This is a genomic window from Arthrobacter sp. R3-55 (assembly GCF_054161505.1).
This window is the reverse complement of sequence record NZ_CP096423.1, coordinates 3,867,174-3,889,128: the sequence shown is the minus strand read 5'-3', so window position 1 is coordinate 3,889,128 and position 21,955 is coordinate 3,867,174. Positions and strand designations below refer to the sequence as shown.

The 21,955-nt window shown below is 63.2% G+C and carries 16 protein-coding genes and 2 tRNA genes; 11 read left to right on the top strand and 7 right to left on the bottom strand.

Annotated features, from left to right (window positions below; translation table 11 throughout):
- Positions 1-56: 56 nt before the first annotated feature.
- Both M1D51_RS17735 and M1D51_RS17730 read right to left on the bottom strand, forming a co-directional pair.
- Positions 57-144 (bottom strand) — tRNA-Ser (locus M1D51_RS17735).
- Between the two features lie 153 nt (positions 145-297).
- Positions 298-2,559 (bottom strand): prolyl oligopeptidase family serine peptidase, encoded by a 2,262-nt coding sequence (locus M1D51_RS17730; RefSeq protein ID WP_458107424.1) that lies wholly within the window; start codon positions 2,557-2,559, stop codon positions 298-300.
- Between the two features lie 60 nt (positions 2,560-2,619).
- Here M1D51_RS17730 and M1D51_RS17725 point away from each other — a divergent pair, with 60 nt between their 5' ends.
- On the top strand, positions 2,620-4,569 hold the full coding sequence (locus M1D51_RS17725) for an FAD/NAD(P)-binding protein (protein WP_458107423.1): 1,950 nt from the start codon (positions 2,620-2,622) through the stop codon (positions 4,567-4,569).
- 83 nt (positions 4,570-4,652) lie between these two features.
- Here M1D51_RS17725 and M1D51_RS17720 read toward each other — a convergent pair whose 3' ends face one another.
- The 4 genes from M1D51_RS17720 to M1D51_RS17705 form a co-directional block, all read right to left on the bottom strand.
- The gene (locus M1D51_RS17720; protein ID WP_458107422.1) at positions 4,653-9,188 is read right to left on the bottom strand and encodes an ExeM/NucH family extracellular endonuclease; all 4,536 of its coding nucleotides are present in this window, start codon (positions 9,186-9,188) and stop codon (positions 4,653-4,655) included.
- Positions 9,189-9,362: 174 nt separating this feature from the next.
- Positions 9,363-9,854, bottom strand: coding sequence for a septum formation family protein (locus M1D51_RS17715; protein WP_458107421.1), 492 nt, complete (start codon positions 9,852-9,854; stop codon positions 9,363-9,365).
- A 162-nt stretch (positions 9,855-10,016) separates the two neighbouring features.
- Positions 10,017-10,802: a VOC family protein gene (locus M1D51_RS17710; protein ID WP_172322746.1), complete on the bottom strand. Its 786-nt coding sequence runs from the start codon at positions 10,800-10,802 to the stop codon at positions 10,017-10,019.
- Positions 10,803-11,027: 225 nt separating this feature from the next.
- A tRNA-Ser gene (locus M1D51_RS17705) sits at positions 11,028-11,115 on the bottom strand.
- A 102-nt stretch (positions 11,116-11,217) separates the two neighbouring features.
- Here M1D51_RS17705 and M1D51_RS17700 point away from each other — a divergent pair.
- From M1D51_RS17700 to M1D51_RS17665, 8 genes are all read left to right on the top strand, one after another.
- A complete protein-coding gene (locus tag M1D51_RS17700; RefSeq protein ID WP_172322745.1) occupies positions 11,218-12,201 on the top strand; it encodes an NAD(P)H-quinone oxidoreductase in 984 nt (327 codons plus the stop codon).
- 30 nt (positions 12,202-12,231) lie between these two features.
- Positions 12,232-12,774 (top strand): PadR family transcriptional regulator, encoded by a 543-nt coding sequence (locus tag M1D51_RS17695; protein WP_172322744.1) that lies wholly within the window; start codon positions 12,232-12,234, stop codon positions 12,772-12,774.
- A gap of 200 nt (positions 12,775-12,974) precedes the next feature.
- Complete coding sequence (locus M1D51_RS17690; RefSeq protein WP_172322743.1) at positions 12,975-15,245, top strand: carbon starvation CstA family protein; 2,271 nt, start codon at positions 12,975-12,977, stop codon at positions 15,243-15,245.
- Positions 15,245-15,436: a YbdD/YjiX family protein gene (locus M1D51_RS17685; protein WP_172322742.1), complete on the top strand. Its 192-nt coding sequence runs from the start codon at positions 15,245-15,247 to the stop codon at positions 15,434-15,436. Before M1D51_RS17690 ends, M1D51_RS17685 begins: the two co-directional genes overlap by 1 nt.
- An 83-nt stretch (positions 15,437-15,519) precedes the next feature.
- The gene (locus tag M1D51_RS17680) at positions 15,520-16,176 is read left to right on the top strand and encodes a bacterial proteasome activator family protein (protein WP_458107420.1); all 657 of its coding nucleotides are present in this window, start codon (positions 15,520-15,522) and stop codon (positions 16,174-16,176) included.
- An 8-nt stretch (positions 16,177-16,184) separates the two neighbouring features.
- Positions 16,185-16,625 (top strand): hypothetical protein, encoded by a 441-nt coding sequence (locus tag M1D51_RS17675; protein ID WP_458107419.1) that lies wholly within the window; start codon positions 16,185-16,187, stop codon positions 16,623-16,625.
- A 134-nt stretch (positions 16,626-16,759) separates the two neighbouring features.
- The gene (locus tag M1D51_RS17670) at positions 16,760-17,599 is read left to right on the top strand and encodes an aldo/keto reductase (RefSeq protein WP_172322739.1); all 840 of its coding nucleotides are present in this window, start codon (positions 16,760-16,762) and stop codon (positions 17,597-17,599) included.
- A gap of 149 nt (positions 17,600-17,748) precedes the next feature.
- Positions 17,749-18,702: an Lrp/AsnC family transcriptional regulator gene (locus M1D51_RS17665; protein ID WP_458107418.1), complete on the top strand. Its 954-nt coding sequence runs from the start codon at positions 17,749-17,751 to the stop codon at positions 18,700-18,702.
- Here the strand turns inward: M1D51_RS17665 and M1D51_RS17660 are convergent.
- On the bottom strand, positions 18,686-20,134 hold the full coding sequence (locus M1D51_RS17660; RefSeq protein ID WP_458107417.1) for an amidase family protein: 1,449 nt from the start codon (positions 20,132-20,134) through the stop codon (positions 18,686-18,688). The genes M1D51_RS17665 and M1D51_RS17660 overlap by 17 nt on opposite strands.
- Before the next feature lie 273 nt (positions 20,135-20,407).
- Between M1D51_RS17660 and M1D51_RS17655 the strand changes: the two genes are divergently transcribed.
- Positions 20,408-21,157, top strand: a complete 750-nt coding sequence (locus M1D51_RS17655; RefSeq protein ID WP_458107416.1) for a DUF5058 family protein — start codon at positions 20,408-20,410, stop codon at positions 21,155-21,157.
- A gap of 48 nt (positions 21,158-21,205) precedes the next feature.
- Positions 21,206-21,937 carry a hypothetical protein gene (locus M1D51_RS17650; RefSeq protein WP_458107415.1) on the top strand — a complete coding sequence of 244 codons (732 nt, stop codon included), beginning with the start codon at positions 21,206-21,208 and terminating at the stop codon, positions 21,935-21,937.
- Positions 21,938-21,955: the final 18 nt, after the last annotated feature.

Here is a 21,955-nt window from a genome sequence, read left to right as displayed (position 1 = left end):
GAGGAAGCACGCTTAAACGCAAAAGGTCCCGGTTTCGAAAAACCGGGACCAATTCGCGGAGACGGGGGGATTTGAACCCCCGGTGGAGTTGTGCCCCACACTTCATTAGCAGTGAAGCCCATTCGGCCGCTCTGGCACGTCTCCCTTTGCTATTGCTAGCCCACCAAGGATACGCAGAACGTGCCGTCCAGCGCAAAACGTAGACATTCTCCCGCCCGTTTCGATGGTTCGCTGCTCAGGGGGCCGTACGAACGGCCTGGCTCGCAGCGGACCATCGAAATGGGTCCGTGGATGCGGTCAGTTGCTCCCAGCCAGCGATCGCCACAGGAAGTGGTTGCTCCGCGCCTGCAATGCCGCCGCCTGCCGGTTATCCGACGCGCCGGCGTGGCCTCCTTCAAGGGCCTCGTGGAACCACACATTCGGGATGCCCATGGCTTGCATGCGCGCAGCCATCTTGCGGGCTTGGACGGGTCCCACCCGGTCATCAGAGGTGGCAGTCCAGATGAACGTCTCGGGGTACTCCACGCCGTCATGCAGCAGATGGTACGGCGAGAAGGTGCGGATGAACTCCCATTGCGAGGGGACATCAGGGTCACCGTATTCGGCGATCCACGAGTACCCGGCGGAGAGCTTGGTGTACCGGCGCATGTCCAGGAGCGGCACGCCGCAGGACACTGCGCCGAACAGTTCGGGGTACTGGGTGAGCATGTTCCCCACCAGCAGCCCGCCGTTGGAGCCGCCGACGCAGCCCAGGCGCGGGCGGCTGGTGACGCCACGGGAGATCAGGTCCCGGGCCACAGCTGCGAAGTCCTCGTAGGCGCGGTGACGGTTCTCCTGGAGGGCGGCCCGGTGCCATGAGGGTCCATATTCGCCGCCGCCGCGGATATTGGCTACAACGTAGACCCCGCCGCGCGAGTGTGCGCCGGTGCCGTCCTCGGAGGAAACGCCCACAGTTCGCCGTTCGAGCCATGCCCGGCCAATGGACCCGCTGTAGGCCGGGGTCCGGGAGATCTCGAACCCGCCGTAGCCGGAGAGCTGCGTGGGGTTCTGGCCATCGAGGACCAAGTCCTTGGACGCCACCTGGAAGTACGGAACCTTGGTGCCATCGGCAGAGACGGCAAAGTGCTGCTGGACCTCGTACCCGGCTTCGTTGAAGAACGACGGCGACCGCTTCACTTCGGCATGCCGGCTCACCACGCCGCCGTCACCGACGCCGCCCTCACCCACACCGCCGGACTGCCTGTCCCCGGAGGGCGTCAGCGTTCCCCGCGTCAGCGTGGTGGGCGTGGTGAAACCGGTGGCAACGAGCCAGAAGTCGTTGCCGGCTGCGCCCGGGTCTTCCTCATCCACGGCGTAGGCGTTGACATCATGCAGCGGCGGGCAAGCATCCAGGAGGGTGGACGTCCAAGCACCTTCGGCGTCAGTAGTGGAAGGGTCCAACACCCGAATTTCCGAGGAGACGTCGCGCAAAAGGTTCAGCAGCAGGTAATCCTTGGTCCAACTCCAGGACTGCAGCGACGTTTGGGTATCCGGCGTGAACAGGACCAGGAGAGAGCGCGACCCCGCGAGGTAGGACTCAAAATCGGCAGCCAGCAGGGAACCCGCGGGGTACACGGCGCCGTCCACGTCCCAGTCTTTCTGCGGACGGAATAGCAGCCAGTCGCGGTGGGCGCTGATGTTGACGTCGGTGGGTACGTCGATTGCCACCCACGAGTCTTCGCGCAGCAACCACGTGCTCCGGTTGTAGAAATCGATGTAGTCCACTGCGAAGGTCCGCTCGTAGCCCGGCGTCGAGTCGTGGGCCACCATGGCCAGCATGTGGTCTTCGGGGATCTCGAAAAGGCGCTCAGCCTGGGCCAGCGATTGGCCGCGGCGAAGTTTCACCCCGGTGCGCGCATAGGAGGACGTCGTTGCGGGAAGCCCATCCGCCGTGCTGGATACCAGCAGAGTGTCCGCATCGAGCCAGCTGACGTTTCCCTTGGCTGTAGGGAGGTCGAAGCCACCCTGCACAAAGGTGCGGGATTCGACGTCGAACTCGCGGTGCCGGTCCGCGTCGCCGCCGTCGGGGGAGAGCGAAACCATGGCCAGGCGGTACTCCTCGCCCTCGGCGGGCCGGAGGAAACCGGCGCCGTGGAAGACCCACTCAACGTCCTCGGTCGCGGCAAGTGTGTCGATGTCCAGCAGGACATCCCACTCCGGCTCTTCGCTGAGGTAGCTCTCCCAGGTGGTGCGGCGCCACAGGCCTTTGGGGTGTTCCTGGTCTTTCCAGAAGTTGTAGTAGTAGTCGCCGCGTTTGGAGACCATGGCGATGCGGTCTGTTGAGTCAAGGACTTCCAGGATGCCGGCTTCAACAGCGGCATACTCGGTGTCTTCGAGCAGTTCCTCGGTACGGGCGTTCTGTTCGCGGACCCACGCCAGCTGTTCCTCACCGTGGATGTCCTCGAGCCAGACGTTTTCATCCGTGGGCTCAGGCGCGACGTCCGCGGCATGTCGCGGCCCGGTGGTGGTAGCAGTGTCTTTCCCGGGAAGTGGCGTCTGATCAGCTTCTGTGGTGGTCATCGCCCCATCCAAGCAACAGTGTTCGACTGGAAGCAAGTCACACGGAAGTTACGCTTGAGCGTGGCTAAATCGCAAACCAACCGTGTTGCCCTCATAGGGGCGGGCCCTCGCGGTACCAGCGTCCTTGAACGGTTGCTTGCGAATTGGGCTGCAGATACCCCGCAGGGAACCCGCCTTCACATCGATGTGGTGGATCCTTTTCCGGCCGGTTCCGGCCACGTGTGGCAGCCGGAGCAGTCACGGCTGTACCTGATGAACACCCAGTCGTTCTATCCCACCCTGATCCCCGAAGACCCGCGGTTAGCCCCGCCCCTGGCAGGTGGTTCCTTCGAGCAATGGCGCCAGGCGCGTCGTCGTGATGGCGAGGGACTGAACCACGCCGAAAAGGCGGAACTAGCTACCCTGGAAGCGAACAACTTCCCCAGCCGGGCCCTGTATGGCAGGTACCTGCGGCAAACCTTGGCGGGGTTGCTGGACCGGCTGCCCGACGGCGTCGAGGTCACCTTCCATGGCACGTCCGCCGTAGCGGCACGTCCCCTGGCGGACGGAACAGCGGACGGGTTCGACGTCGAACTCGCCAACGGCGACACCCTCACCGTCGGCTCCGTGGTCTTGGCGCTGGGGCACGTTGAGTCCCGTCTGAATCCGGAGCAGCGCTCTTTCAAACGCGCTGCAGAGGAGCAGGGGCTGCTCTACTTTCCACCTGCACCGCCGGCCGACGTCGACTGGCAAACCGTACCGGACAACCAGTCTGTCCTGGTGCGCGGCATGGGACTGAACTTCTTCGATGTCATGGGCCAGTTGACGGAGGGACGTGGTGGCAAATTTGTTGACGCCGGCGCCCCGGGAGCCGGGGTTCTGGAGTACCGGGCATCGGGACGCGAGCCAAAAATCATCGCTGCCTCCCGCCGCGGCACGCCATACCGGGCCAAGGCGGGTCTGGATGGTTACTATCCGAGCAGCATCACCATGAGGTACCTGACCGAAGACGCCGTGGACCGGTTCCGTGCAGCGGGAATCCAGCCTGGCTTTGATCATGACCTGTGGCCCCTGCTGCACCGCGACGCTTTGTGGGCTTACTACTCAACCCTGGCCCGTTCCCAACCCGCGGCCATCAAGGACCCTGCGCAGTTCCTCGCCGATCTTGAAGACGCGCTCCAAGTACACGCGCACACCACCACGCATTGGGAAAGCAGCGTCGGTGACCTCGTGGAGAAGCACGTAGTGGCCTCCCGCCGCTTGAACCTTCGCGGACTTGCTGCGCCGCTCGCAGGGCGTACCTTTGCATCACGGCGTGAGCTGGACTCGGCCATCACGGCTTACTTGGATGATGATGCCAGGCGTTCCGCCCTTGGGGAGGCGGACCCCGTCAAAATGGCCATCGGTGCACTGCACACCGGACGGGCCATCCTCAAATCGGTGGTGGCGGATGGCGGAATCACGGATGAGTCGTGGCTCTCAGGTCTCCGCGGTTGGTTCGAGTCGTTCGTGGAAGGGCTGGCCAGCGGTGCTCCTGCACTGCGCTCGGAGCAGCTGGCCGCTTTGGCGCGTGCCGGCGTCGTGAGTTTTGTGGGACCTGACCCGAAATTCAGCGTGGACCGTTCCGCCAAGGTATTCCGGGCCGTTTCTCCGTGGGTCCATGATGAGCCGGTGGAGGCGCCCACTTTGATCGAGGCGATGTCGCCGGCGAACAGGGTGGGCATGAACGTCTCTCCCTTGCTGGAACAGCTGATGGCTGATGGCTTGGTCCGTGCCAAGATCATGATGGGCGGCGAGGGCGTTCCCGTGCAGACCACCGGCTTGGATGTTGAACCGCATCCATACCGGCCGGTGGCGGCGAACGGGTCCATCACCAGGAATCTCTACGTCTTGGGCCTTCAACTCTCCGCGGTGCAGTGGGGCACGGCCATTGCTGCGGAAGCACGTCCACGGACCGGACCGGCCTATGCCAGCGGACAGCGGACGCTCCGCGATGCCGACGAGATTGCCCGCAGCATCCTGGCCCGCTAACCGGCCCGGACAGATACTTCCTGTAAGACGCCAGCAGGGCCCCTCGCGAAGGAGGGGCCCTGCTGTTTCTCACTCAGGGCGCGTTAGCCCCTCAAGCACCTCTGGTACTCCAACCACGCGACTGCGTACCTGAGCCAGCCCACGATGTCGTACCACTTGGACGGCTTGGTGGGCGCCGTGCACTGGGGCGGGTTCGGTCCGCTCTCAGCAACCGTTACCAAGGCCTTTACCACGGTTCCGCTTTCGACGGCGGTGAGCACCAACGTGCCGGTGCCTGCAGCTGCCGCGGCGGGAACCTTGAGGTCAACCGTTGCCGCCCCCGCTGATACGGGCACGGATCCGAGCGGTGCCGAGGCCCCCTTGCTGTCAACAAAGACGGCGTTGAGCGTGGCGTTGGCAGGGCTGCCAATGGACGTCAGGTTCAGCTTGGAAACTGCCAACGTGATCGGCTCGCCTGCCTTGACCCCGGCTGCGGTGGAGTTCACCACAGCGACCGAACGGCGGGCGAAGTCCGGCGACACCGGCTTGTGCTCCTGCAGGTACTTGATCCAGGCGTCGCGGTCCACCAGCCCGGTGTCCTTGGTGTTGCTGCCCTCCTTGAAGACCCTGAAGTTGTCACCGCCGGTGGCAAGGAAGCTGAAGGTTCCGATCCTGTACTGCTTTGCGGGATCAATCAGGCCACCGTTCACCCAGATGCCGGTGATGCGGTCGCCTGCGGTACGGGCGGCGTCGTAGGTGTAGTTGACGTTCTTGGACAGGCCAAGCTGCTGGTAAGGGCGGCTGGGCACGGTGCCGTCAGCGTTGGTCTGCCACTGCTGCTCCAGGAGCGTCTTGAACTGGGCACCCGTCAGGGACGTGGTCCATAGGTTGTTCACGAACGGCAGGACCGCGTTGGCCTCGGCGTAGGTGATGGTTCCGTCCGGCGCGTAGTAGAGCTCGTTGCGCAGGCCGCCGGGGTTTACGACGCCGATCTCCGCCGCACCCAGCTCGGGTGCCTTGAGGGTGTCCACCAGGGAGTCCGCCACCAGGTTGCCCAGGGTGGACTCGTTGGCGCGATCGTCACGCTTGGGAGCGCCGCCGGCCGGGTCCGGAGTGAAGGCCGTGGTGATATCGGCGGTGACTGTGCCAACGGGCTGGTTCCCGATTTCAGCAGCTTGGGCCAGCGCCTTGTCCACGATGGTCTTCACTGCAGCCACCCTCGGGTACGCGGCAACCAGGCTTTCGGCGGTCTCGGTGGTCCGGTCTACGATCGCTGCCTTGTACGCCGTCACCGACTTGCTGGCAGTGTCCACGGTGAGCGTCACGCTGCCCACGTTCTCGCCGTAGTTGCCGGTCTGAACGATGGGACGGGTCTTGCCGGTCGGCTGGCCGTTGGCGTCCAGTACTGGTGCGTCCCAGGCGTATTCCTTGTGGGTATGTCCGGTGAAGATGGCAGCAACGTCGGGAGTGGTTTCGTTGACCAGCTTGGCGAACGGTCCTCCGGCGGCAACTTCCTGCTCCAGCGTTGCACCCTCAGGAGTGCCGGATGCGGCGCCGTCGTGGTTTTCCACGATGATGAGGTCGGCCAGATCGTCGGCCTTGATCTTCGCAGCAACCCGGTTGATGGCCTCCACGGGATCCCCAAATTCGAGGTCCGGGATTCCGGCGGGTGTCACCAGGGAAGGGACTTCCTGGGTGACCGTGCCGATGACGGCCACCCGCATGCCGTTCATGTCCAGTACCTTGTACTCCGGCAATACCGGCGTGGTGGTGCCCTTCTGGTAAACGTTGGCGCCGAGGTAGGCGAACTTCGCGTTGGTACCTCCGGCGACGACGCGGTCGCGCAGGTCCTGCCAGCCGCCGTCGAACTCGTGGTTGCCTACAGCGGAGGCCTGCAGCTCCAGGGCGTTCAGGACGTCGATGGTGGGCTGGTCCTTCGCTACCGCAGAAGCGAAGAGTGAGGCGCCGATGTTGTCGCCGGCTGAGATGAAGGCCGTTGCGCCGGGGGGAGCTGCCGCCCGGAGTTTCTCCACCGTCCCTGCAAAGAGCACGGTGTTGGTGTCGATGCGGCCGTGGAAGTCGTTGATCCCCAGGAACTGCAGGTCAACGCTTGCTGGTGCTTCCGTGGTCAGGTCCAGGCCCACCACCACAGGATCGTGGTCGCTGGCCCGGAACTCGTCCGCGTCATAGTAGTTGGTCACATTGTTGTTATACCTGCTGTACTCAAGCGCGACGGATTCCACGGAGTTGATGTTCCAGATATCGGTTCCAGTGACTGCCTTGGCTGCAGCCGGAGAGGCAAGGATGTGGTCCAAGGAACCCACCATGCCGCCGAACAGATATGAGTGCTTGCCGGTGCCCGCCTCAAGGTCCGTGTAGCCGGCACCCGTGAGGACATTGATGGGGTCTTCCTTTGCGTAGGCGTTGAAGTCACCGATCAGGAAGACTTTGTCCGTGCCCTTGGAGGCCTGAAGATCCTTCGAGAAAGCGAGCAGCGATTCAGCCTGCTTGGTGCGGGCAATGTTCGAGGCGCCCTGGCCCTTGTCGGTATCGTCCGGAGTAGCGGCCGAGCCCTTGGACTTGAAGTGGTTCACGATCGCGATGAATTTTTTGTCATCCGATCCGCCCACCGGCTTGAAAACCTGCGCGAGGGGCTTGCGTGCGCTGGCGAATGCCACGGTGTCGTTGTGGATGATGGACTCGCCTACAGGCTCAGCCACGGCTTTCTTGAAGATGAAGGCAGTACGGATCATGTCCTCATCGCTCAGCGGGGGAGCATTGGCGGGCGTCCGCACGTAGTCCCATACGCCAGGCGTCTTCACGTTGAGGGCATCCACCAGTTTGGACAGGGCATCATCACGGTTCTTGCCGAACTGCGCGGAGTTCTCGATTTCCTCCAGGGATACGACGTCGGCGCCGGACTTGGTGATGGCCGCCACGATCTTGGCCTGCTGGCGCTCGAAGTTCTCGGCGTTGGCTGCACCGCGGGCGTTGCAGCCTTCCTTGACCGTGATCGGGTTGCCTTCGCGGTCCGTGTAGAAGACACACCCCGTGAGCTGGTCACCGGTGGTGGGGAAGTAGTTGAGCACGTTGAAGGAAGCCAGCTTGAGGCTGCCGCCAACATCTGCCGGACCCTCGGGCCGGCTGGCAGTGAAGCCCGCCGGCTGGACGGACTCAGCGTTGGCCGGGCTCAATGCCGCCAGCGGCTGGAACTTCCAGGAGTTGTTGCCGTAGCCCAGGATGACGTCCGTCCGGAACTGCGCGGGTGAACCCACGCGGACGGGATCCGACGCTGTCAGGTACGGCAGGACCTGTGCCTTGGTGGTGGCATCCTTCAGGAAGTTGGTGGATGCGCCGTCGTCGAGCTTGATGGCCCGGAGGGCGTTGTCCGCAACCACTGCCGCGTGCTCCGGGGAGCCGTACGCGGCCACAGCCGTGGGCTGGACCAACGGTGACGTTCCGGCCACGAGGCCGATTTCGCCATACTGGTTCAGGGAGTAGTTGTCCGTGACAGTGAAGTCGCCCTGGGGCGCCACGAGCATGCCTTCCAGGCTCTCCCTGGCCGCCTCATTGGCCGGCAACGTGAACGGTGTGGATTTGACCTCGGGAGCCGCCTCAGTGAGCTTCTTCATCCCTGCAGCTTCAACAGTGAGCTGGGTCTGGTTGGCGAATTCGCTGACAACACCGGTGAGTTCCAGGTAATCGCCCTGCTGGACCGTGGCCGCCGTCGTCGGTGAATAGATGAACACGGCGTCCGACGCCGACCTGGCCGCCCCGGCGGTCCCGCCGCCGGTTCCGGGGGTCTGGAGGTAGTAACCGTTGAAGCCGCCGGTGGCGTATACGGCGGTGACCTTGCCGCGGGTGGTCACGGTGCTGCCCACCAGGGGGCTGGCCGTTCCGGTTCCCTGGATGTCGGCAATGGCCTTGACTCCGGGTTCGGGCTGGGGATCCACGGGCGGAGTTCCGCCGCCGCTTGAGGCGGTGGGGGTAATGGTGGCGCTGAGGCTGAAATCGGCGGCGTTGGAGTTGGTGTCAGCGCCATTGGTGCGGTTCAGGCTCTTGACGTCCGAGTTGCCGGTGGGCGCGGTTGCCGGGGCAGTCTCAAAAGTGTTGGAGGTGCCATAGCCCAGGAGGTCGGCAATAGCGGCGTTCTCCATGACCGGGCCCGCAGGCAGCGGGGTCACGGCACCGGCCTGCTTCGCCAGGATCAACGTGCCCGTGGTTCCGCTGGGGTTCAGCGTTCCGGTGGCCTGCACATCGGCCGTGGGAAGTGCCGGCGCGGTGGAGGTTCCGCTGTTGGTGGCCCCTTGGACCAGGAAGTAACCCTTGGCCGGGATGCTGCCGGACAGGGGAGTGATTCCCGTGGGTGCAGCGGTGGCGGTGCCGGACCGGTACTGCAGTGACCAGCCCGCCAGGCTGACGGGGGAATCAGAGGAGTTGTAGAGCTCCACGAATTTGTTCTTGAAGGCGGCGCCGGCGCTGCCGCCGCTCAGGTACGCCTCGTTGATCACCACCGGCGATAAGCCGGCGGGTGCGGATGGATCATCCGCTGCCATGGCCGGAGCTGCCGTCAACGGGGCGGCAAGCAACCCCGCTGACAAGACTGTTCCTGCCAGTACTTTCCAATGTTGTTGGTGCATCCGCTCTAACTTTCATTAGGGGCCCTGTGGGGCCTTTTTGGACGACGACCACACTCTGGTGATGTGGGCGTTGTTCCGGAAGTTACTCCGGCGTAAACCTGTTGCTCGGGCATAGCAGAACACGGTGGAATGAATGGCAGGTGGACCGGGGGTGGCCGATCGGGTGCACCTGCGCTATTTGGCTGCACCCTTAAGGGATCCCGTGGTCGCGGCACCCGACGCGCCGCCGATCAGGCAGAGAATTTCGCGGTCTCCGTTCTTCCACGAGTCGCTGGTGGGGTGGAGGAAGGTGACCTCCAACTCGGAATTTTCGAAGGGCACGCCAACGAAAGGTGCAAATTGGGCGCCACAGTACTGTTCGGCCTGGGTGCCCACTTCGGTATCACCAGGGAACGTTGATGCGTCCATGTTGGTCAGTGCGTACGCCTCGAGATCGTGGCTCTGATCGCACGGGATGATGGTCACATCCACAACCTCCTGGCTGTCCGGATTGGCGATGCAGTCACCCAGCTTCACCTTGAAGGCATCAGCCTTGGAAGATTCCGTGGGCTTTCCCGATTCGTCCCGCCTGGCATCGCCGCTGCTGATCAAAGAACAGCCCGCCAGCGCGATCGATGCGATGCACAGCACAGCGGCAGTCTTCAGGCTTCGTGAAAAGTGGTGCATAGGGGTCCTCATTCCGGAAAGGAACACAGGCAGCAGGCCTGCGGTCAACCATGAGGGACCAGACAAGGACCCACGCCGGCTGATCCCCCAACACCGGCAATGAGCGGATCCGGCCGACCGCCCCTGGGTAGGAGGCAGCCGGGCGGGCCCGTTGTGTGAAAGCTAGGCTGTTTGGCCCAGGTCCTGAATGACTTTGAAGACGGCACCCGTGGGGTCCTGCAGCGTCGCCAAGCGGCCAAAAGGAGTGTCCTCGGCGGGTTGGGTGATGGTGGCACCCAAGGCGGTGGCCTGCTCCACTGCGGCGTCCGTGTCCTCCACGGCGAAATAGACGCTCCACATGGAGGGGACTTGCTCCGGGAGGAAGCCCGAGGCATCCATGATGCCTGCCTTGGCCTCGTCCCCGGCGCCAAGGGTGGTGTACCGGAATTCAGGAGTGTCGCTCATGACCTCCGTGTTCCAGCCGAAGACTTTCTGGTAGAAGGTGACCGCGGCGTCATAGTCCTTGGAAAGGAGTTCGTGCCATGCCGGAGCGCCGGCCTCAGCCGCGAGTTCGTAACCGGTCATTTCACCGAACTCCCAAGCACCGATCGAAGCGCCTGAAGCATCGCCATACATGGCCATGCTGCCCTGCTCAGGAACGTCCATGGGTTCCAGATACACCTGGCCTCCGTGGGCGGCTGCTGCCTCCGTGGTCGCCTTGATGTCATCGGTGCGCAGGTAGGTGGACCAGACATCGGGCATGGCGCCCATGTCAGCCTGCTTCGCCATGATGCCTGCCACCATCCGGCCATCTTTCAAAGCCGTAATGTAGCCGCCGTACTTTTCCTCATCCCCGGTCTCGTAGGTCCAACCAAAAAGCGCGTTGTAGAACGTCTTCGCTTTTTCAGTATCGGACGTCATCAGATCAATCCAGCAGGGTGCGCCGGGAGTGATGTCAGGCTTAGGCATGGGTCGGGCTCCTGTTGTTATTCCGCGGCGAAAGCTACGGCATATGTCAGTGGTGTGGAGACAGACAGAACACTATGCGGGGGGTCTGACACTTTCAATGATCTTCCGGGTGTCAGTTCTCAGTTGGCAGGCCGGACGGCTCGGCGGAGTGCCGCGCGAGGCCCTGCGGAGGAGGGCCGGGCATGCAAAATGCCCCGGGTCCTGGGACCCGGGGCATCTCATTTGCGGAAGGTAAGGGATTTGAACCCTTGGTACGGGGTTACCGCACACTGGTTTTCAAGACCAGCTCCTTAGGCCGCTCGGACAACCTTCCTCGCCTAGTAGTGTTTCATAGGGAGTTGGCTGTTCCAAAACATCACGTCCTCCAACCCCTGCCCCGGGGGTTTGAGGACCAGCAAGAAACCGGGAGTTCGTCATGAAAGCCGTCTACATCTCAGAGCCAGGCGGGCCCGAAGTCCTCGAAATCCGCGAGGTCCCCGCACCAGTGCCGGGGACAGGCGAGGTCCTGATCGACGTCGTCGCCGCCGGCTTGAACCGCGCGGACGTCCAACAGCGCCGCGGCTTCTATCCGCCGCCACCTGGGGCCTCGGACATTCCCGGGCTTGAAGTCTCCGGACGCATCGCAGCCTTTGGTCCCGGCGTTACCAAGGCCTTCTCCGTGGGAGACAAGGTAGTGGCACTGCTCTCCGGCGGCGGCTACGCCCAGCAAGTGGCCGTGCCCGCCGAACAAGTGCTGCGGATCCCTGAGGGCGTGGACCTCATCACCGCCGCTTCCCTGCCCGAAGTTGCCGCCACCGTTTACTCAAACCTCATCATGACCGCACAGCTGCAACCCGGGGAGACTGTGCTCATCCACGGGGCAACGGGCGGGATAGGCACCATGGCCATCCAGTTGGCCAAAGCGTACGGCGCGACGGTAGCTACAACCGCAGGAACCGACGAGAAGGTGGGAACCGCCAAGGCCTTCCTGGGCGCCGACATCGCCATCAACTACACCGAAGAGGATTTCGCCCAAAGCCTCAAGGCACAAAACGGGGGCAAAGGCGCTGACGTGATCCTCGACGTCGTGGGTGCCAAGTACCTCCAACAGAACATTGACGCGCTCGCCGACTATGGCCGCCTCATAGTGATCGGCCTGCAAGGCGGAACTACAGCGGAGATCAACCTGGGGCAACTCCTCAGCAAGCGTGCTGCCGTGATTGGCACAGCGCTGAGGCCTCGGCCCGTGGCGGAAAAGGGCATCATCATGTCCGCCGTTCGTGAGTCCGTATGGCCGATGCTGACGGACGGCAGGATCAAACCCCTGGTAGCAAAATCCTTCCCGTTGCACCAGGTCCGGGAAGCCCACGAGTACTTTGATTCCGGCGAGCATGTGGGCAAGGTCCTGTTGCTTCTCTGATCCGTCCGTCCACCCGCAGCGAGGAGCCTTATGTCCATCCGGCACAGCCTGCTGGCCCTGCTCCAGGACCAGCCCCGGTACGGCTATGAACTTCGGGTCGAATTCGAGGACCGGACAGGAGCCGCCTGGCCGCTGAACATCGGGCAGGTCTACACCACCCTTGACCGCCTTGAGCGCGATGGCCTGGTCAGTAAGGACGGCGACGACGGCGGCGGCCACGTCATCTACAGCATTACTGACGCCGGGGCTGAGGAAGTGGTGGCCTGGTTTGGCGGGGCCGTGGACCGTGGCACCCCGCCACGGAACGAGATTGCCATCAAGCTTGCACTTGCCGTGACGTTGCCGGGCGTTGATACGTCCGCTGTGATCCAAGCCCAGCGGGAGGTTTCCGTCCAGGCTTTGCAGGAGCACACGCAGGCGAGGAAGGCGGCGTCCGCCCATCAGCGTTCCATCGACACCGCGGGACTTCTGGTGCTTGACTCCCTGATTTTCCAGGCAGAGGCAGAGGTGCGCTGGCTGGACCTGTGCGAGGCCCGCATGGTGCAGGCGCAGGTCAATGGCGGCGCCGGCTAGTCCACCACGGCGCGGACCTTGGTCACCCGCCGCAGGGATGTGACCGTTTACCGACCCTTTGTTCAGGGGTGGCGCGTGCTCCCTTTACTTGTCTGTGACGGTTGTTACTGTGCTGGAAGGCAACCGGCGATGCGGTCCCCACCGCGAAGATCGCCACAAACAGTAGTACCCATCACTGCAGCAGTTCTCAAGGAGGAGATATGGGCAAGGTTCCTGACAAGACAGGGCTCGCGGATAAATTGGATCCCGCGCTGCCTTCACCGGCCGTGGATGACACGGTGCGGGAGGCTGAAGAGCGGAAGTGGACTCCGGCCAAGATCGGCCTCTGGGTAGCTATTTCGCTGCTGGGAGCCGTGGCGTGGTTCATGCTGGCCCTGGTGCGCGGTGAGACCGTGAATGCCATCTGGTTCGTTTTTGCCGCAGTCTGTACTTATCTGATCGGCTACCGCTTCTACTCCAAGGTCATTGAGCGGTACCTGCTCAAGCCGGACGATCGCCGTGCTACTCCCGCTGAATACAAGGCGGACGGCAAGGACTATGTCCGCACCGACCGGAATGTGTTGTTCGGCCATCACTTCGCCGCAATTGCCGGAGCCGGTCCGCTGGTGGGGCCGGTCATTGCAGCCCAGATGGGTTACTTGCCCGGCACCATCTGGATCATCATCGGCGTCGTCCTTGCCGGTGCCGTCCAGGACTATCTGGTCATGTTCTTCTCCATGCGTCGCGGCGGCCGTTCCCTCGGCCAGATGGCACGTGAAGAGCTGGGCGTCATTGGCGGAACGGCGGCCCTGGTAGCCACGCTGCTGATCATGATCATCATTGTGGCCATCCTGGCGCTTGTGGTGGTCAACGCCTTGGGAGAGAGCCCGTGGGGCGTCTTCTCCGTGGGGATGACCATCCCCATCGCACTGTTCATGGGCGTCTACCTGCGTTTCATCAGGCCCGGCAAGGTGATGGAAGTATCCATCATCGGGTTTGTCCTCCTTATGGCGGCCATCATCGGCGGCGGTGCCGTGGCCGGAACCGAGTGGGGCGCGGCCTTCTTCCACTTGGATAAGGTCACCATCGCCTGGGGCATCATCGTTTACGGCTTCATTGCCGCCATCCTGCCGGTGTGGCTGCTGCTGGCCCCGCGCGACTACCTCTCCACCTTCATGAAGATCGGCGTGATCGTGATGCTCGCGCTCGCCATCATCGTGGTGCGGCCGGAAATCACCGTCCCGGCGTTCAGCGAGTTCGCCAGCCGTGAGAACGGCCCCGTCTTCTCCGGCGCGCTCTTCCCCTTCCTCTTCGTCACCATCGCCTGTGGGGCCCTGTCCGGGTTCCACGCCCTCATTTCCTCCGGTACCACACCGAAGCTGATTGAGAAGGAACGCCAGACCCGTTTCATCGGCTACGGCGGCATGCTGATGGAATCCTTTGTTGCCATCATGGCCCTGGTGGCTGCCATCTCGATCGACCGTGGCATCTACTTCGCCATGAACGCGCCCCTTGCCCTCACCGGCGGAACGGTGGAATCCGCAGCGCAATGGGTGAACAGCCTCGGCTTGGCCAACGTGAACATCACTCCTGATGTCCTGGCGCAGACGGCCAAGGACGTGGGCGAGGAAAGCATCATTTCCCGTTCCGGTGGTGCACCCACCTTGGCAGTGGGCCTGGCGCACATCATGCAGCAGTTCATCGGCGGGCCCGGCATGATGGCCTTCTGGTACCACTTCGCCATCATGTTCGAAGCCCTGTTCATCCTGACTGCCGTGGATGCCGGCACGCGTGTTGCCCGCTTCATGCTGCAGGATTCCATCGGCAACTTTGTTCCCAAGTTCAAGGAAGCATCCTGGCGACCCGGTGCCTGGCTGTGCACCGCCATCATGGTGGGTGCATGGGGTGCCGTGCTCCTGATGGGTGTCACCGACCCCCTCGGAGGCATCAACACTCTCTTCCCGTTGTTCGGCATTGCCAACCAACTCCTGGCTGCCATCGCGTTGGCCGTGTGCCTGGCCATCACTGCCAAGCGCGGTGTCTTCAAGTGGCTGTGGATAGTGGCGGTGCCGCTTGCCTTTGCCGCAGTGGTGACCATCACCGCCAGCTTCCACAAGATCTTCTCGCCGGTTCCCGCAGTGGGCTACTTCGCCAACAACCAGGCATTCTCCAAGGCCCTGGCGGATGGCAAGACCGAGTTCGGCACGGCCAAGACCGTGGCCGCCATGGAAGCGGTGGTCAGGAACACCATGATCCAGGGCGTGTTGTCGGTCATCTTCGTGACCCTGAGCATCATCGTGATCGTGGCCGCACTGCTGGCAACCATCAAGGCTATCCGTGCCGGCGGTGGACAGGACCATGAGGACCCGGCGGTGCCGTCCAGGGTGTATGCCCCGGCTGGACTGATCCCGACCCCGGCGGAGAAGGCCCTGCTGGCTGAGTGGAATGCCCTCCCAGCGGAAAAAAGAACGCAGAAAGCCGGACATCACTGATGAATGCCGTGGCCAAAGGACTTCGCGGGTTCGCCACCTACATGGGTTCGCTCATGGGCGCCGATGCATACAAAAAGTACCTTGAACACTTCAATGCCGGCGGCCACGCCGGTCCCGCCATGACCGAACGTGAGTTCTGGCGGGACCGGATGGACCGGCAGGACAGCAATCCCCAGGGGCGTTGCTGCTGAAAGGGGACGGGTTTCGCTACGAACGAAGTCCACAATGAAAGATTGGACGGCGGTACGCGCGAACCCCATGAGAGTATGAACGAATGAGCGATCTGAACAACATTCAGCCCACGGATGAGGCTTCGGACGACACCCCCGTGGAGGGAACCACGCTGGAAGGTGGGCTTGAGAAGCCCCTCGGACAGCAATCCAATGGGGGAGAGCCCGGGAAGGCTGCCAAACCCAAGGCAGGCAACCTTCACGAGCTCGTAGACGAGCCGGCCAAGGTGATGCGGATCGGAACCATGATCCGCCAACTCCTGGAGGAAGTGAAGGCCGCGCCCCTGGATGACGCTGCCCGTGGCCGCCTCGCTGAAATCCACGAGCGCTCCATCAAGGAACTCGAGGACGGGCTGGCGCCGGAGCTGATCGAGGAGCTGGAACGCATCAGCTTGCCTTTCCCTGATGAAAAGGCGCCCTCGGATGCGGAGCTTCGCATTGCCCAGGCACAGCTGGTGGGTTGGCTGGAAGGCTTGTTCCACGGCATTCAGGCAGCCCTCGCTGCCCAGCAGGCTGCCAAGGAACATGCGGCCGCGCAGATGCACCTTCGCCAGCTCCCGCCGGGGACTGTCATTGCGCCGGGCATCGTTATTGGTGAAAACGGTCAGCCGCAACGGGCCGCAGCGCCGGGGGCTCCCGGTACAGCTCCTCAGCCGGGCCGGCCGGAAGACCCCGACCACGGTCCGGGTCAGTACCTCTGAGTTCCCAGGTGGGTTTCTTTGGGGCCGTCCGCCAAGGACGGAAAGACGATCTGGAGCTTGGCAAGGGGTTGTGGCGGCGCGCCCATGACCGTTTCCACCGTGGATTGGATCGATATCACCAGGTTCTCGAGGGCGTTGATGATGAACAGCTCTATGGCGAACTCGTTCAGATCGCCAACGAGCTCGCTGAGTTGTCTGCCCGTGTGAGGACTATTTGCGTCGAGGCACAAAAACGTTCTCCGAGCGACGGACTGGACGTTCCCGGGGCCTTGGCCGGCGTGCACCGGGCGTTGTCCAAGGCCGGTAATTCCTTGGCCACCACAGCAGAGGCGGCGGCGATGTTGAGGCTGGCTGTGGGCCCCGTGCCGGTGGGAGCCCTGTCCGTCAGGCGGCGTGCTGAGTCGGTGTTCGAGCAGGTGGCTGACGCGGAGCGGCAACTCGAGGCCTGACAAGCAAACAATAAGCCAAGCGTGCGCAACTACACGCGCACGCGTTTATTCCTCCTGGACAAGAAGTTAAGCGCATAGCTGATCTCCGTAACAATCCGGGCTTTTAACAGGTTCGTGCTGGCAGGATGGCACACATGACTTCGTCACCAACACTTACTTTCAACGACGGCAACACCATCCCCCAGCTCGGCTACGGGGTGTGGCAAGTTGAAGACGATGTAGCCGAAAAGGTGGTGCGCCAGGCTTTCGAAGCCGGCTTCCGCCACATCGATACCGCCAAGATCTACGGCAACGAGGCCGGCGTCGGCCGCGCCATTGCTTCCTCCGGCCTTTCCGCCGAGGACATCTTCATCACCACCAAGCTGTGGAACGCTGACCAGGGCTATGAGTCCACCCTGGCCGCTTTCGAGGAGTCCATGGACCGTCTCGGCCTTGAGACCCTGGACCTGTACCTGATCCACTGGCAGCAGCCCAAGCAGGAAAAATACGTGGACACCTGGAAGGCCCTTATCGAGCTCAAGAAGCGCGGACGGGTCAAGTCCATCGGTGTCTCCAACTTCACCAAGGAAGGCCTGCAGCACATCATCGATGAAACGGGCGTTGTTCCGGCCATCAACCAGGTGGAGCTTCACCCGTTCTTCAACCAGGCCGACCTCCGCGAATTCAACGCCTCCAAGGGCATCCTGACCCAGGCTTGGTCGCCGTTGGGACAAGGTGGCGAGCTGCTTGAAAGCGCCACGGTTGCCGAGATTGCCGCCAAGCACGATGCCACTCCCGCCCAGGTGGTCATCGCCTGGCACCTGGCCATCGGCAATGTGGTCATTCCCAAGTCCGTCACTGAGTCCCGCATCCAGGAAAACTTCGCAGCGCTCAACGTCACGCTGGACGCCACGGACATCGAGGCCATCAACGGTCTTGACCGCGGTGCCGAAGGCCGCATTGGACCGGACCCGGCAGTCTCCGACTTCGCCTAAACCCGAAGCCTGATCCCGGTGCCCCGTCCCCTCCCCGGGGGCGGGGCACTTGCCGTTAACGCACGACGCCGGTACCCGGCGTCGTGACGCCCCGCACCTGAGTCCGTGGTGAAATTGAGCAACCCCAGCCCACGGAGGACGGAGCTTGCATGGTGGTGTTTGACGCCTTGGAGCGGCAGATTGTTGCCGCTCTCCAACTGGACCCGCGGTGCCCTTGGCGCAAAATGGCGGCGGCGCTCGGCGAAGCAGAGCGAACCGTGGCCCGCCGCGGCTCACAGCTGTTGGAGTCCGGGGCGGTCGCCGTGGTGGGCATCCGGCCCAAGCCGGCCGTGGTGCTGGTGCAGATGCGGTGCCTGCCCGGTACAGTGCGGGCAGCGGCCCATGCACTGGGGCAAAGGGCGGACACCACGTTCGTGTACACCACTACGGGTGCCGGAGACTGCGTTGCGGAGATCCTCACCGAGCCATCCCGCATGGGTGATGTGCTCTCTGACGAGTTACCTGCAACCATTGGCCTGCGAGACGCCACCAGCTACCCCGTACTGCGATACTTCCGCACCATCCGCGGGTGGCGGCCGGAGATCCTCCCCAACGACCAAGCGGACGTGCTCCGCTCCAGCCTCACCCGCGATTCCGGCAGCCTGGTGCCGCGGCAGGACTTGAGCCGCCAGGACCACGAGATCGTTGATGCCCTTTGTGCCGATGGCAGGATGAGCTTTGAAGCGTTGGGCAGGCGGGTGGGTGTCTCGGAAGCAACAGCGCGTCGCCGCACCGAATGGTTGTTGGCCAATAATCAGGTTCATTTACGCGCGATCCTTGAACCGGCGTCCTTTGGCTTGAACGTTGAGGCACTGCTCTGGATCCGGGCGTCTCCGCAGCATGTTGAACAGGTGGGCAAGAGCCTGGCGGAGCTGCCCACTGTCCGCTATGCCGCGGCGATCGCCGGCGACTACCAGATCATGGCCGACGTCACGGTGCAGGACATGGCAGCCCTTTACAGTTTCATCACGGATTCGGCATGGGCGCAGAACGCCGTCACCGTGGATGTTTCCATCCTGTTGGACGCGGGAAAACGCGGTGGCAGGGTTATGCGCTCACGGTAGTCATTGGTTTCTGCGCTGATGTCACTTCAGGCGCGACGCCTGCATACAAGGTCTGCTGTTCGAAGGCGTAGCCGTAGCGCAGCAACTGCATATCCGTGTAGTGGTTGCTCGCCAGCTGCAGGCCGATAGGGAGTCCTGCAGGACCAAAGCCGGCCGGGACGCTGAGCACAGGTAACCCTGTGGCGGACAACAGGCAGGCCGAGCGCATCCAGTCCAGATACGTTTCCGAAGGCACCCCGGCAATGTCCGCCGGGTATCGCTGCGAGGCATCGAAGGGGAGGACCTGCGCGCACGGGCTGGCGAAGAGGTCGTACTGCCCAAAGAATGACTGGACGCTTTGTTCCAGCCGTGTTCGGGCCGCCGCGGTCTCCAGCAGGTCCCGGGCAGTGAGATCGAAGCCCTTCCGGACGTTCCAGTGCACCTCGGGTTTGATGACGTCCCCGGCGCGTTCCAGGATGGCTCCCAGTCCTGCGGCGAAGTCCATGGCACGGGTATTGCCGAATACAAGGTCGGCTTCGCTGAAATCGGGGGTGGCTTCTTCTACGATCGCCCCGAGGCGCTCAAAGACCTCCAGTTGCCGCTCAAGGTGATCCAGGATTTCACGGTCCACGGGGACCCCGATTCCGAAGTCCGGTGACCAGCCGATCCGGACGCCATGCATATCGGTTTGCAGCCCTTCCCGGAAAACCTCCGGGTTGAGCCCCTCCGGGTGCGGAACGCGGGGATCCTTGCCCGCCGTCACGGACATGAACAAAGCGATGTCCTCCACGCTCCGAGCCATGGGGCCGGTCCTTCCCAGCCACGCGTAGGCGTTGACGTCGGACGGCATGGGGATCACCGCCGTCGAGGGCCTGAAGCCCACCACATTGCAAAAGGAAGCCGGGATGCGGAGCGAGCCGCCCATGTCGCTGCCGTCGCCGATGCTTTGGACACGGGAAGCGACGACGGCGGCCACCCCGCCACTGCTGCCGCCGGCGCTGAGGGTGGGCGCGTAGGGGTTGGTGGTGGTCCCGAAGAGGTCGTTGAACGTGTGGGAGCCGGCTCCGAACTCGGGAACGTTCGACTTTCCGGTACTGACCACGCCGGCCGCCTTCAACCGGGCAATGATGAGGTCGTCGGCGTCGGGAACGAAGTCGCGCAAGGCGAGCGAGCCCTGTGTGGTGCGCATCCCGGCGGTGTTGTTGGTGTCCTTGTGGGTCATTGGCACGCCGTGAAGGGGTGGGAGTTGTGCCCCGGACGCCGTCAGTTGGTCCGCACGGTGCGCCAAGGCCTGGGCACCTTCGGCGTCGAGGGTCACCACTGCATTGATCACGGGGTTGACCTCGGCGATGCGTTCAAGGTGTTCGGCCAGGGCTTCGCGGGCAGAGATCTTCTTCGCCCGGATCGCTGCGGAAAGTTCGACGGCGGACAGCTCGCCAATGGTCTCAGGCATGGTGCTCCTTTGCTGGATGTCTACTGCCTTGAAGTGTGCCCCGTCACGCCGGAGCGCGGAAGCCCGGGATCCCCGACGGCAAGGTTTGACGGATTCGGCCAGATGAGAGGCTGATTCCGTCAGCTATTGTTTGTGATCCGGCTCATAGTGAATGGTGTTTCTAACCCCATGGCCGATCCGGTTACTGGGTATGGATTTGCCCCACAGCGCCGCACACTGCACAGCGTCGTCCCGGTCGAGGAACAGCTGGGGGGCTCTCACCCGGAGGTTTCCATGCACCAACCCCTGGCACTGCAATCACTGGTTCCCACCGATTCGAACGACATCATGGTCATCGCCAACAATCCTGTCCTGTGGATCTGCGTGGCCGGCGTCTTCGGCGTCATTATCCTCCAGTCCGTGATCTTCATGAAGGCCGCCCGGCGGGCGGCACCATCGGTTGAGATGAGTCCGCAGGACATCAAGACCTCGTTCCGCTCCGGGGCCGTCTCCGCAATCGGACCTTCCTTGGCCGTGTGCCTGGTCGCCATTGCCCTGTTGGGCCTCTTCGGGGCGCCTGCTGTCCTTGTACGCATCGGCCTTATTGGATCGGCAGCCTACGAGGTGTCAGCGGCGAGTGTCTCCGCGGGAACCTTGGGGGCCAAGCTGGGTGAGGCCAGCTACACCCAAAGCGTTTTTGCTGTCGCCTTCTTCGTCATGAGCATCGGCGGCGCCATGTGGATGCTGGCCACCTTGATCCTGACGCCGCTGCTCCGCAAAGGAGACGCCAAAATCCGATCCGTTAACCCTGCGGCCATGGCGATTGTCCCGGCGGCAGCCTTGATCGGCGCCTTTTCCTGCCTTGGGCTCACGGAACTCCCTAAATCCGGGGTCCATGTGTTGGCCTTCATCGTCTCCGCCGCGGTGATGGGCTTGTGCCTGCTGCTGGCGCAAAGGCTTCGCAGGAGTTGGCTGCGCGAGTGGGGGCTGGGTTTTTCCATTGTCATCGGGCTGGCCGCAGCCTACCTCGCAGTCGGCTCCTGAGACCGGCCGTCGTCGTCCCCTTCCATGAGCCCGAAAGGAATACCCAGTATGTCCTCCACCACCTCCGCTCCTGTCACCATCACCCAAACCGGTATGGCAGATTTCAACCGGACTACCTCCCGTTGGGGCCAGATCACCATGATCGCGGGGCTCCTTATATCCTTGGCCGGCCCCTTGTTCCTGGTCTTTTTCGGCGGGCTGGACATCACTGCCGCCCAGTTATGGATCGCCTTTGCCGCAGTCGCTGCAACTTTTGGCATTATCTGGATCGTGGAGCCGCTCACGTACTACCCGGTGCTGGGACCTGCCGGCATGTACCAGGCATTCATGATCGGCAATATTTCCAGCAAACTCCTTCCTGCGGCACTGATCGCCCAAACCAACATCGGGGCAAAGCCGGGCAGCAAGCGTGCCGAGTTGGCCGCCGTCGTCGCTATCTGTGGCGCCGCAGCAGTCCACCTGATGTCACTGGCAATCTTCGTTGGTCTCCTGGGCACTTGGCTCATCAGTGTCATCCCTCCCTCCGTGCTGCTGGTGACGCGCCTGTACGTGCTGCCTGCTGTGTTGGGTGCCGTGCTGGTGCAGGCCATCGTGTCCATGAAGCAGCCACGCACCACGGTGTTCGCGCTGCTGGTTTCGGCGGTCGTCGTGTTTATTGTTCTGCCGCTGGTGCCGTCGCTCGCCATGGTGTCCACCGCCATAGCTGTTCTGGGCACCATCCTGTTGGCATGGTTCTTCCGCCGCAAGGAAGCCATCAACGAGGCCACGCCGCACGTCTAACAGCCCCGCCTCCAAAAC

Excerpts from the sequence above, each read along its gene's own strand:
- M1D51_RS17685 (WP_172322742.1), top strand. The coding sequence starts at position 15,245 with ATGAATGCCGTGGCCAAAGGACTTCGCGGGTTCGCCACCTACATGGGT.
- M1D51_RS17660 (WP_458107417.1), bottom strand. The coding sequence starts at position 20,134 with ATGCCTGAGACCATTGGCGAGCTGTCCGCCGTCGAACTTTCCGCAGCG.
- M1D51_RS17690 (WP_172322743.1), top strand. The coding sequence starts at position 12,975 with ATGGGCAAGGTTCCTGACAAGACAGGGCTCGCGGATAAATTGGATCCC.
- M1D51_RS17720 (WP_458107422.1), bottom strand. The coding sequence starts at position 9,188 with ATGCACCAACAACATTGGAAAGTACTGGCAGGAACAGTCTTGTCAGCG.
- M1D51_RS17655 (WP_458107416.1), top strand. The coding sequence starts at position 20,408 with ATGCACCAACCCCTGGCACTGCAATCACTGGTTCCCACCGATTCGAAC.
- M1D51_RS17715 (WP_458107421.1), bottom strand. The coding sequence starts at position 9,854 with ATGCACCACTTTTCACGAAGCCTGAAGACTGCCGCTGTGCTGTGCATC.
- M1D51_RS17730 (WP_458107424.1), bottom strand. The coding sequence starts at position 2,559 with ATGACCACCACAGAAGCTGATCAGACGCCACTTCCCGGGAAAGACACT.
- M1D51_RS17650 (WP_458107415.1), top strand. The coding sequence starts at position 21,206 with ATGTCCTCCACCACCTCCGCTCCTGTCACCATCACCCAAACCGGTATG.
- M1D51_RS17710 (WP_172322746.1), bottom strand. The coding sequence starts at position 10,802 with ATGCCTAAGCCTGACATCACTCCCGGCGCACCCTGCTGGATTGATCTG.
- M1D51_RS17680 (WP_458107420.1), top strand. The coding sequence starts at position 15,520 with ATGAGCGATCTGAACAACATTCAGCCCACGGATGAGGCTTCGGACGAC.
- M1D51_RS17695 (WP_172322744.1), top strand. The coding sequence starts at position 12,232 with ATGTCCATCCGGCACAGCCTGCTGGCCCTGCTCCAGGACCAGCCCCGG.
- M1D51_RS17700 (WP_172322745.1), top strand. The coding sequence starts at position 11,218 with ATGAAAGCCGTCTACATCTCAGAGCCAGGCGGGCCCGAAGTCCTCGAA.
- M1D51_RS17670 (WP_172322739.1), top strand. The coding sequence starts at position 16,760 with ATGACTTCGTCACCAACACTTACTTTCAACGACGGCAACACCATCCCC.
- M1D51_RS17665 (WP_458107418.1), top strand. The coding sequence starts at position 17,749 with ATGGTGGTGTTTGACGCCTTGGAGCGGCAGATTGTTGCCGCTCTCCAA.